This window comes from Shewanella sp. 5_MG-2023, from assembly GCF_030547465.1.
In the GTDB taxonomy this organism is placed as follows: Bacteria; Pseudomonadota; Gammaproteobacteria; order Enterobacterales; family Shewanellaceae; genus Shewanella.
In genome coordinates, this window is record NZ_JAUORC010000028.1 from 14,638 (window position 1) to 26,804 (window position 12,167).

The window sequence follows — 12,167 nt, forward strand, 5'->3', positions numbered from 1 at the left end:
ACAGCAAATTTTTAAGGCCTATATGAATCCAGTCAATCGCAGTGCCAGATTAATGGGGTTATTAATGATACTCATGCCAATAGGACTCACGGCTTGTATTAACGTCCCTCATTATCAAAGCGAACATGTGCAAATTTTATGGCAAGGACAACAGCTTGATGATTGCCAACTAAAAGGGCCAATAATTGGCTCCCAAGGGCATTGGTATGATTACTTGTTTATTTCGAATAAGGATTTAACTCAAGGGGCGATTAATCAGCTGAGAAATGAAGCATTAACGCTAGGGGCAAATACGGTTTATTTGCTTAAGCCGCAGTCGTTTGCCACTTCTGTGACGATATTGGCCAATGCTTATGATTGTTCTAGTACAGTAGATTTGAAGTAAAGATTTAAAACAGATATTTAAAACACGCCTTAAATTCAAAGCTAATTCAATTTAGTAACAATTCATTTGTAGGATGATAAATGATTACCCACGATCCAAACCCGCAGTACCTTGCCAGCGACGAACGCTATACAAAAATGGCTTATGCCCGTTGTGGTAACAGCGGTATTCGCTTGCCAAAAATTTCATTAGGCTTATGGCAAAACTTTGGCGCATCAGACCCCCAATCGAATGCGAGAAACATCCTGCAAACAGCTTTTGATGCCGGTATTACCCACTTTGATTTAGCCAATAATTATGGTCCCCATTACGGCGCGGCGGAGTCCACTTTTGGTGATATTTTCAAACAAGACTTTAAGCCATATCGAGATGAGTTAATCGTTTCTAGTAAAGCGGGTTACGACATGTGGCCAGGGCCTTATGGTATTGGCGGCTCGAGAAAATATTTGATCGCTAGCTGCGATCAAAGCCTTAAACGTACTGGGCTAGATTACTTTGATATTTTTTATCATCACTGCATGGATCCTGACACTCCCATTGAAGAAACCATGCAAGCGCTAGATTATATTGTCCGCTCAGGCCGGGCGATGTATGTGGGTATTTCAAGTTATCAGCCAGCAGAAACGCTGCAAGCGATCAGTATCTTAAAACAGCTAGGCACGCCATTATTAATCCACCAGCCACGCTACAATATGTTTGATCGCTGGATTGAAGATGGCTTAACCGAGGTATTAAAAGATCAAGGCGTTGGCTCAATTGTATTCTCGCCATTGGATCAAGGTGTGCTCACTGATAAATACCTCCATGGTATTCCCAAAGACTCGCGGGCAGCCCAAGCCCATCAAATCTATTTAGCTGATAACGATCTAACTCCAGAGAAAATCGCCAAAGTGCAGGCATTAAATACCATTGCCCAAACCCGGGATCAATCTTTAGCGCAAATGGCGATCGCATGGAACCTTAACAATGATGCGGTAACCAGTTGCTTGATTGGTGCAAGTCGCTCAGCACAAGTTCTCGATTCGGTGGCCGCACTAGATAACCTTAACTTTAGTGCAGCTGAATTAGCCGCCATTGATGACATTGTTATGTAATTGCTCAAATCCAAGGATTACAGATGAAAGGATTACAGATGAAAAACAGCATCATGGGAGCCGCGTTAATGACAATGGTAACCAGTAGCTTATTAAGCGTTAGTTTAGTCAATCCTGCAGCGGCGCAAATTGACCCAAGCCAGCTTGATAACATCAAAGCGCTCAAGCTCAATAACAGCCAAGTGATAACCGCAGGCTTGCCCACAGCAGAGCAATTTCAGACGCTTAAAAATTCAGGGGTAGAGGTGGTGATCAATTTAATCCCCAAAAACAACTCAAATTATTTAGCGGCAGAAGATAAACTGGTCACAGATGCTGGCATGGTTTACCACAACATTGAAGTCGATTGGCAGCAACCCACCATGGAAGATGTAGCGCAGTTTATTAGCATCATGGAGCGCAATAACGATAAATCGATTTTAGTCCATTGTGCGTTAAATTATCGCGCCTCGGCTTTTTACTATTTATATCAACTGAGCCAAGGCGCTGATCACTCAGAAAATGCCATGATGCAAGCGTTATCACCTTGGGGCGATTTACCCCAAAGCTTTGCTAAATACCCGCAGTGGAAAACCTTAATCGATGAAGTACGCGGCAAATATCAGTAATAAATACTGATATTTTAGCTGTGAGTTTTCAGTAGCGAGTTACTCAGTCGTTAGTATTTCAGTAGTGAGTAATCAGAATTAGCCAACAAAGCGGCGATATTCACTTCATATATCGGCGCTGGGCTACCCTCTGAGGTGATATAAAAGCGGCTGGCATCGTGATTAAAGCTCACCGCTTCTGCTTGAAATAGTGTCGGAAAATCAATAATCTTTGGCGTGGTTGATAACAGTGTTAAAGCGCCTGTAGGCTGTTGCTGCTGAAAGTAATAAGCATGGCCATAGGTTAACACCACCGCAGATAAGCCATCCTTTGAAAAGCTCATTGCTGTCGAGTTTCCGGCAAAAAGTGCTAAGCGTATACTGCCGAAATAATCTGAGAATGATTCTGGTAATGCCGGCGGTGCCCCTAAAGGTGTTGCCACTAGCGTGTCCCTTTCTTGCTTAGGTAATGGCATAGGTAATGGCATAGGTAATTGCGAAGGAAATTCTGAAGGCAATAACGCCGGTGATTGCGCTAACTGTAACGGTAACGGCAATTGATATAGGGTTTGTGGGGTGTGCCGCTTACTCAGTAATACAATTTGCTGGTTAACCACATCAACAGCAACAGACTCACAATCCTTTGGACCATCTGGGTAATTAAATGCCAATGACACAAGCGGGGTGAGCTTAATTGATGCGGCTAACGCAAGTTTACTGACATCAGGCTCTGCAATAATATGAATGAAATATTGACTTCGATTGGCACGATTATCACCGACATCGGCGATTAACAGATACGCTTTACCATCGATAATAAACGAGCTCATATCTTCCCAATCGATATTTTTTACCCCTTCAATGTTCACCGTCGCCAGCACGTCACCGGATAAATTTATCGCATACACTGCGGCGCTATCGCCGCCATCATTGTGCAGCCACAGCACATCATGGTGTATATTTGAGTAAGCTAAGCCACTGGCTTCAGCAATTTTTTTATGGCTAATATTGCCCACTTGGCTAATGTTAGCTTGCTCGGTTTTGACCGAACATGCCGTAATAGCAACGGCAAATACTAAATATAAACAGAGACGTAAAAATTGATTTTGAAATTTTGCGGCCATGTGTCAAACCTAATCCATTAGCTGAGATGCGAAATTTGATAATGACACAGTTAGCGTAATATTTAACCGCCTTGCTAATATTTAAATCTAGACTGTGCTAGAAAGAGATTAAATTCGATCTAAAAACAAACAAACAGACAGTGATAAATTAATCTTCAATTGGCTAATTTACGGGTTTTTCCCTTGGCCATTTGTTAGAATCCCAGCTTATTTTTTGGCAACTGTATTATTGCCACATTCTTTACCTAGCTCGGGCTGACAATCAGTTTAGTTCAGTGCACTCAAGTTTTACTATTAAAGGCAGGCTATGACCGTTCTTCTAATGACTCCACCTATGACCCAGTTAAATACGCCCTATCCGGCAACAGCCTATTTGACTGGTTTTTTGCGTACGAGAGGCTATGAAGCAGTGCAGCGTGATCCTGCCATTGAGCTTTTCCTAGAAATGATGACTGCGCCTGCGCTGGACATTATTCGTCAACATGTGGAAGCTAATTTCGAGCACTTTGAAGACGATGAATTACCTGATGCTATCCATAATTTTCTGGCTGAATTTGATCGTTATCATTTGACTGTTGAGAGCGCGATTCGGTTTTTACAGGGTAAAGATCCCAGTCTTGCACTGCGGATTAACTCGCGCCGATTTTTACCTGAAGGCCCAGCATTTGAAGCCATTGCGCAAATGGAAGCGGTATCAGGCGATGTACTGCAAGCCGCTTTTGGTAATCTTGGCGTTCAAGATAAAGCCAAATATCTCGCGACCTTATTTATTAACGATCTCTCCAGCGTCATCACTCAAGGGGTTGATCCTTACTTTGAAGTGAGCCGCTATGGCGAGCAGTTAGCTGCGGCTAATCCAAGCTTTGATAACCTTTACGATACCTTGATGGACGAGCCAACCTTTAGCTCAGAAATTTTAGCGCAATTGGTTGAGCACTATTTAGAAGAAACCCAACCTAGCGTTGTAGCCTTAACCGTGCCTTTTCCCGGTAATATGCTCGGCGCGTTACGTATTGCCCAAACCTGTAAAGCCATTAATCCAGAGATCCCCATCATCATCGGCGGTGGTTTTATCAATACCGAACTACGGGCACTCAAAGATCCTCGGGTATTTGAGTTTATCGACTTTATCTGTCTTGATGACGGCGAACGCCCGTTAATCACCCTGCTGGAATACTTTCAAGGCCAACGTGAAGTCGATGATTTAGTGCGAACTTACTTCCTTGCCGAAGATGACAATGGCGAGCCTTACGTTCACTTTAATGAAAACCCAGAACTCCACGATATCCCGCAGGTGGAAGTCGGCGCTCCGATATACGATGGCTTGCCATTGAGCGAATATCTGTCTTTGTGTGAAATGCTCAACCCAATGCACCGTATTTGGAGTGATGGCCGCTGGAATAAACTCACCATCGCCCATGGCTGTTACTGGCGTAAATGTAGCTTTTGTGATGTCAGTTTGGACTATATCGATCGCTACGATACTGCTGGCGCTGATATTCTGGTTGATCGCATTGAGCAACTCATTGAAGAAACCGGACAAACAGGGTTCCATTTTGTCGATGAAGCGCTGCCACCAAAAACCTTATTTGCCTTTGCAAAACGCTTAATTGAGCGCAACGTGGTGATCAGTTGGTGGGGTAATATCCGTTTTGAAAGAACCTTTAGCCAAGCCCGCTGTCAATTGCTAGCCGACTCTGGTTGTATCGCGGTCAGTGGCGGCCTTGAAGTGGCGTCTGATCGTTTATTGAAACTGATGAAAAAAGGCGTCAGTGTTGAGCGCGTTGCCCAAGTCACTAAAGCCTTTAGCGATGCCGGTATTATGGTGCACGCATATTTGATGTATGGCTTTCCGACTCAAACCGAGCAAGAAACGGTGGATTCATTGGAAATGGTGCGACAGATGATGCAGCAAGGTTGTTTCCAGTCTGCCTATTGGCACCGTTTTGTGGCCACGATCCACAGCCCTGTTGGTATGAATCCAGAAAAATTTGGTATTACTCTTAGCGATCGCCCTGAAGTTTTATTCGCTGAAAATGATGTCGATTTTAGCGATCCTACCGGTACTGATCATGAGATGTTAGGTGAAGGGCTGCGTAAAGCGATTTACAATTACATGCATGGTATTGGGTTTGATCAGCCGATGAGTTTTTGGTTTGAACAAGGTGTCGCTCGCACTAGCATGAAAAAAGATCTGATCTCAAAAGCGATTAGCAATCTGATCGACAGCAGTGAAGAATGATCTGCTATTAAGGCTCATAGCTAACGAGCTAATTTTATAACTCACAGCGCTTATAACTAAAAGCGCTAGCCAATAAAAAGGCCACTTTCTTGTTCCAAAAGAAAGTGGCCTGTTACTTTTACAGCTTATTTTACATACTGCATACAGCCTTTTGCAAAGCTGCCAACTTCTTTGTTAAGTCACGTAGTCTTAAATAACGCTTACTGATAAAGAAGCGTGCGATATTGGCGCGTTCCAAACACCTAGATATCACACTGTGCACTTGGCTTTTAGCATTTAAAGGATGAGGTAAAAATGCTAAAAACCAGTACCTGTTGTCACTCTTGTTAATCTCCAGTATTAATACTGGTAATCAAATTGCAGAGTGAATTCTGTGCCAGGCTCTTTCGCGTATACCACCACATCTTGTTGGTCGTATTCGGTGGTTTCACCTAGGATATTTTTCACTTTAAATTTCACCCCAAAGCTTTCAGTAGGTAAAAAGCTATAGCTAAAATCTAAGCTGTGAAAGGGTTGCTCGTACACATCATCTAAACCGCCACGGCCACCATAAGCAATACGCTCACCAAACACGTTATACACTAAGGTTGCACTGTGAGACTCATTAGACGAATCAAAGCTTAACTGCATGTTGGCAACCCACTCAGAATGGCCTGTCATGCGGCGCTTATTATTGGTTGGGTCAATTTCACCATTACTGGCAATTTCAATTTCTGAGTCACTTAGGGTTAAGTTACCCGCTACGAAAAAGTCTTCCCAAACACTACCATTGCTGCCAATAAAGCCTAAGTCATGTAAAAACTCAGTTTCGATACCGTAGATATAACCTGACTCAGCGTTGTAAAACTTAAGCTGACGACCCGCTTCTGAGATACGTTGAATCGCTTCTATGGGTGCTGCAACGTCTTTATAAAAGCCACCAACACTTAAGTTTGCGCCATCTTCTGAGTAGTATTCCCAGCGTACATCTAGGTTATAGATATCTGAGCTTTCAAGTTCTGGGTTACCAAAGAAATCAAATCCGGTAATTGGGTCTTGAAACCGCACTGGCGCCACTTCACGTAAGTCTGGGCGAACCAAGGTTTTACTGGCACCAAAGCGCCATTGGCTTTCATCTGATGATTTCCAGGTTAATGCCAATGAAGGAAACCAGCCGTCTTCTGCAATTGCGTAGTCTTCAATATCGTAACGACCACCTTCATCTGAAATCTCACCATCTGGGGTTAATGGCAATGTCACGCGGCGAAAATCTTCATAACGCACACCTGCGGTTAAGCGCCATACATCATCAAAATCCACATCAAAATTGACAAAACTGGCGTCTATCATTTCAGCGGCGACATAATCTTCGGTGTCGGTTGAGGCGTCTTTTAATTCTAAATCAAGCGTGTCATTGGCAATGTTGTCATCAGAAAATATATTGTCAAAGTCACCCGCTAGAATATCGCCATTGGGGTCTGTTGGGCTTAAGCCGACATCAAAGCCCAATCGCGTGGCAAAGCTTTCACGGGTACGTTCAAAGTACTCATAACCACCACTGATTTTTAGCACGTTCATGCCAAACTCAACGGGTAGGGTTAAATCAAATTTGTAGTTTTCAGTATTATCATCAAGGCGGCTATAAACATATTTAGGCGCATCTTGGGTATTTAAGTTACGGCTAGTAATACCATCTGCATCATCAAGTATTACATTATAGGTGTACGATAATTCGCTAGGCGCGTAGCGTTTAGATCTAGCATTGGAGTACATCCAGTTGGCTTCTAAATCCCATAAGTATTCAAAGAAATGCTCACCTTGAATTTGGTTACTGATAAGGTTACGTTCTTCATAAGCAATATCATAAACCTGCAGTGCATTAGGCTCGGCGATGGTATCAATGGTTTCTTCGATGGCCACTGAAACATCATCAGATGTATCACGTAAATAAGTCGAGAAGGTTTGAATTTTATGGTCGTAACCAATTTCTAAACCTAAGTTAACCATGCCTGACATTTGTACAATTGAATCGGTGCCCATGACGTCTTTTGAGTTTTCGATTTGTACCTTGTTCTCATCACCATCTAGCTCAACTTCGCGCTTGGTGTAGTTTTCAGCTTGTTGTTTATATGAGCCTGCTGCCATCATCCCGAAAATGATGTCATCGCTTAAGTCCCAGCGATCGCCAATGGCGATATTACCGCGAACTCCAGGGTCCGTACTTTCAGTAAATACCGTCATGTCGCGATACATATCATTGGCTAAACCACGGTTAATGGCTTGAGCACTGGCAAAATCAATTGTGCCATTTGAACCAGTAACAATATCAATGGGGCTAATTCCGCCATATTGATTGGTCACCTCGTTAATGCTGTTTGGCATTGCCCGAGTGCCATCATCTTGGCCAGTCCAATCATCGCCGCCACCGTTATAGGTATAAGTGTCATCAGAATCATTAGTGTTATAACGGCCACCTATTGACGCTTTAAAGAAAAAGTCTGCAGGAATAGATTTAGTACGAATATCAACATGACCACCGCCAAATGCAGCTGGCGTGCTGGCTGAACTGGATTTTTGTACTGATAAAGATTCAATGATAGAGGCTGGGAACATATCCAGCGGTACCACATTACGGGTAGGGTCTGGCGATGGTACAACCGCACCATTTAATGATGTACTAGAATAGCGCTCACCTAAACCACGTACATAAATGAACTTGCCATCCTTCAGGGTTAATCCGGTAACACGTCGAAGCGCGGCGGCGGCATCACTATCTCCGGTGCGAGAAATCTGGTCTGCGCCCATAATATCAACCACGGCGGGTTGCTCACGGCGCTCTTCCATCGCTTCTGAGGCAGAGCTACGTAAACGCCCCGTTACCGCAATGACTTCAATAGGGAAATCTTCACCAGGATCATAAGCTGGTGTCTCTTCCGAGTAAGCTGGTAGTGTTGCAAAAAGAGAAGCTGCAGAAATAGCAGTAACAACAGCTAGGCTTAGCTTATTAGCGATAAAACTCGGCTTGGTTTTCATAACGTTTTTCAATCCTGTACACAGTTCAGGTCGCGCCACTAAGATGTGATACACCGGTGACAATTAATGTAAATTTAACTAACTATTTTGATTATCTAATCGGACTTTAAGCAGCATCGAGGAGTACTCACTCCCCGATGCCTAAGGTTTACTACTCGCTTTTATTTAATAAAAGCCCAACCTTCACGCCAATCAGTTTGGCCATCGAATGCACCGATATAATCAGTTGATTCGAAGAAGGTGTCAGTCGTACTCATATCAAGACCCGTACCCAATAACACAGTGTCAGTGCCAGCAGGCATGCCATTAGTTAACGTCACTTCTTGAGCAGAGTTACCTGTTTGAGCTAAGAACCAGGCCTGCGTGTCTACCGCATCGGTTGTATCTGTGTTGTCAGAGCTGTATTTGAATGGCTCGTTACAGTCGATAACAGAGTGAGACATCACTAATGTTTCATCGTTAACGTTGGTAACAAGACCTGCGTAAGTACCGTCTAGTTCTAAACACTCACCTGATTCAGTCTCAGAAGTTGCACCTTTGCGACCTTGAATCAATAGGTTGTGAATTGATGCACGAGTAGCAACACGAAGAATGATGCCTTCGCCTTTATCGCCACTGGCATTTTCAATATCAGCACCAGGAAGAATTGTTACGTTAGAGATAGTTGGGTTTGAAATCGGCGTGTCGTCAGTGCCTTTATGACTATCGCCTTCAATACCACGGTTAGCTTGACCATCTTCATGGGTGATATACACGTACTGTGCTTTACCCTGCCAGCCGTTAGTCCAATCTAAGCTGTCATCAAAGTTATCCGTTAGGTAAACATATTTAAGATTGACTGCACCGCCCCAAAACTCAACACCATCATCGCCATTTGCATGGACTTGAATATGGTCAACTTGGGTTCCACTGCCCACTGCCGCAAATGAGATGCCGTTCATTTCTTGGGTATCATTGACTTTAAAGCCGGCGTATTTGACTACCACATAGCTGATTTGACCGCTGTTATCTGCATTGTCATTACCGCCGTATGGGAAATCACCCACTTCAAATGACACATCACAGTTGTCTTTATCAGGACACTTGTTGGTTTCGCCATTACCCAGAATAACTAAACCGCCCCACTGACCACGCTCACCTTCTGCGCCAGCTATTACATCTTGCTGAGAGGTCATAACGATTGGATGCTCAGCACTGCCTTGGGCCATGATTTTAGAGCCACGGCTAATGGCGATGTAGCTGTTGTCGGTCGCAAATAATTGCGTACCCGCTTGAATTGCCAGTGTTGCAGAGTCTGCGTTATCACCACCTACAATCACCGCGCCGCCATCTACTTTGTACATCACGTTTTGACCAGCAAGCAGTGTTGTATTGGTGGTGATGTTACCTTCGATTGAACAGACTAAAGTCACGCTGTCATCTTTATAAAGGCCTGCAACCACATCTTCTGAAGTTGTGCCTACAGGGCAAGATGTTAAAACTGGTAATTCAGTTGGTGCAGGCGCTACATCTTCATGAATGGCCGTGGTCCAGCCTTCCGTCCAGTCAGTGCTGCCATTAAATGCGCCGATATATTGGGCATCATCTAAACGGTCATCCATGTTAGCTAAATCAGCTGCGCCGCCAGTTAAAGCAACAGAAGATGAATTAGGCATATACCCTGATAAATCTGCAGCACCGGCTAAGTTACCTTCTTGGGCCATAAACCAAGCTTCAACGTCGTAAGCTTTGGTGTAACCTTTATCAGCATCAACCTTGGCACTCTTAAACGGCTCAACACAATCGATTAAGCTGTTTTGCATGTTTAAGTTGCCAGCTTCAGCGGTATCAACTGTATTGTCGTCATTGATTTCTAAACATTCGCCAGAATCAACATCGCCTTTAACCAGCATGTTGTATGCGTTAACAGCCGTGCCTTTGCGCAGTAAAATACCTTCAGCGTCATCACCACCACTGTTAGTGCCGTTAGCCACTTGAATGGTGAAGTTAGCTAATGTAGGCATAGACTGTGGTTCAGCATCAGCGCTGCTGTTGCTGTCACCTTCGATACCACGGTTTGAACCGTTATCCTCTTGACGGATATAAACGTGCTGGGCACTACCTTGCCAACCGTTAGTCCAATCTAGAGAGTCATCAAAGTTTTCAGTTAACACCACATGTGAAAGCGAAACGTTACCGCCCCAAAACTCAACACCGTCATCGTTATTTTTATGAATTTGGATATGATCAACAGTTGTACCTGCGCCAACTGCCGCGAAACTAATACCGTTCATTTCTTGGGTGTCGTTGATTTTAAAGCCACCAAACTCAACCCGAACATACTGAATAACACCTGAGTTATCTTCAGTGTTATCACCACCGTAGTTGTGGTTACCCACTTCAAATGCAGCATCACAACTGGTTAAATCAGGGCATGAGTTAACAGGTGCGTTACCTAAAACGACTAAGCCGCCCCATTGACCCGCTTCGCCAGTTTGGCCTAGCGCCGCTTCAAGGGAAGTAAATACGATTGGCGCGTCAGCTGTGCCTTCGGCCATAATTTTTGAATCACGGCTAATGACTAAATAAGACTCGCTACCACCAATAATTTTAGTGCCAGCCATAATTGATAATTCAACCGAGTCAGCTTTATCGCCGCCAGCGATAACTGCACCATCAAGCATCCACACCACATCGTTTCCTAAAATGATGTTCGCGCCATCTTGACCACCTACCTTTACTGTTGAAGCTGCAGTAGAAGGTGCCAGTGTGCCTGTTAACACCCACACTTCTTTACCATCGATAGCCGCTATCGTAGTGCTTTTTTCTGCAAAGCCGCCGTAAGCAAGTTGTTGGTCCGTTTCAGTCGGTGTGGTTGGATCCGTTGGATTTGTAGGGTTAGTCGGCTCTTGTGAACCCGTATCAATATTGATATCGCCACCACAGCCCGCAAGTAATAAGGTTGCAGAAAGCGCAGCTGATACAGCACTAAGTTTAAACATTTTTTTCAGTTCCATTGTCATCTCCGAAGACGGGTGTAAGCGAGTTAAGTTGTTTCAATGGACGACAAACTAACCCGCAAAAATGACAAAAAGACTGCGTAAAAATGACAGTGAAATTTCACTAATATGATATAAATATTAATAGATAATAAAAACAGAGACTTACTGAGCAGTTTGAGTTACTTTTTATTGTCACATTATTAACAATTATTTTACCTAGGTGTCTTGTGGTGTGTTTTTTGGAGTTGAAAAAGTCTGTTTTTTGAGTTGAATAAGTGACGTTTTATCATTAATAATTGAATTATCAATATAGTCATCATTCAATTAGACAATTGTTACTACCCTAAGCAGATTTGAGGTTGGAATGAAAATTAAACGCAAGATACACAACAAACCGATTTATTAAAATAGCCTAAAAATACTGCTTAATAACAGTACTTTAGAATAAACTGGTTCGCTATTATTTCGATTTAAGCCGCTACCACAGCACGTGTTTTCCACTGCACGCCAATCAGACCTAAAATCACTAATACGCCCACAAAGCCAGTACTTAACGGGTTAAACAATACCCAAGGTACCACGGCTATTGCCAGCACTCGCTCAATCGGTTTAAGCGGTCGTAATAGATAACCTTCTATCGAAATGGCTATCACGACAATAAAGGTCGCGGTTTGCACTATGGCAAACGTAAACGCCATTAAACCGGCATCAGGGTTAAGTAAATCAGTGTAAGCCATCATGA

Annotated in this window: 8 protein-coding genes; 4 read left to right on the forward strand and 4 right to left on the reverse strand. The window is 43.5% G+C overall.

Going from position 1 to position 12,167, the window contains the following annotated elements:
• Window positions 1-22: 22 nt before the first annotated feature.
• The 3 genes from Q4557_RS15950 (at window position 23) to Q4557_RS15960 (ending at window position 2,087) form a co-directional block, all read left to right on the forward strand.
• Window positions 23-385, forward strand: coding sequence for a DUF4156 domain-containing protein (locus tag Q4557_RS15950; protein ID WP_303413903.1), 363 nt, complete (start codon window positions 23-25; stop codon window positions 383-385).
• 80 nt (window positions 386-465) lie between these two features.
• The gene (locus Q4557_RS15955) at window positions 466-1,479 is read left to right on the forward strand and encodes an aldo/keto reductase (RefSeq protein WP_303413905.1); all 1,014 of its coding nucleotides are present in this window, start codon (window positions 466-468) and stop codon (window positions 1,477-1,479) included.
• Window positions 1,480-1,502: 23 nt separating this feature from the next.
• Window positions 1,503-2,087: a protein tyrosine phosphatase family protein gene (locus Q4557_RS15960; RefSeq protein WP_241904995.1), complete on the forward strand. Its 585-nt coding sequence runs from the start codon at window positions 1,503-1,505 to the stop codon at window positions 2,085-2,087.
• Between the two features lie 50 nt (window positions 2,088-2,137).
• On the opposite strand, the gene Q4557_RS15965 is transcribed toward Q4557_RS15960, so the two are convergent.
• Window positions 2,138-3,190 carry a hypothetical protein gene (locus tag Q4557_RS15965; RefSeq protein ID WP_303413907.1) on the reverse strand — a complete coding sequence of 351 codons (1,053 nt, stop codon included), beginning with the start codon at window positions 3,188-3,190 and terminating at the stop codon, window positions 2,138-2,140.
• Window positions 3,191-3,497: 307 nt separating this feature from the next.
• On the opposite strand from Q4557_RS15965, the gene Q4557_RS15970 reads away from it, so the two are divergent.
• A complete protein-coding gene (locus Q4557_RS15970; protein ID WP_303413909.1) occupies window positions 3,498-5,432 on the forward strand; it encodes a radical SAM protein in 1,935 nt (644 codons plus the stop codon).
• A gap of 339 nt (window positions 5,433-5,771) precedes the next feature.
• Here Q4557_RS15970 and Q4557_RS15975 read toward each other — a convergent pair whose 3' ends face one another.
• The 3 genes from Q4557_RS15975 to Q4557_RS15985 all read right to left on the reverse strand — a co-directional run bounded on the left by Q4557_RS15975 (window position 5,772) and on the right by Q4557_RS15985 (window position 12,165).
• Window positions 5,772-8,444 (reverse strand): TonB-dependent receptor, encoded by a 2,673-nt coding sequence (locus Q4557_RS15975; protein ID WP_303413911.1) that lies wholly within the window; start codon window positions 8,442-8,444, stop codon window positions 5,772-5,774.
• A gap of 161 nt (window positions 8,445-8,605) precedes the next feature.
• A complete protein-coding gene (locus tag Q4557_RS15980) occupies window positions 8,606-11,440 on the reverse strand; it encodes a hypothetical protein (RefSeq protein WP_303413913.1) in 2,835 nt (944 codons plus the stop codon).
• A gap of 455 nt (window positions 11,441-11,895) precedes the next feature.
• Window positions 11,896-12,165, reverse strand: coding sequence for a hypothetical protein (locus Q4557_RS15985; RefSeq protein WP_102436567.1), 270 nt, complete (start codon window positions 12,163-12,165; stop codon window positions 11,896-11,898).
• Between the last annotated feature and the right edge of the window lie 2 nt (window positions 12,166-12,167).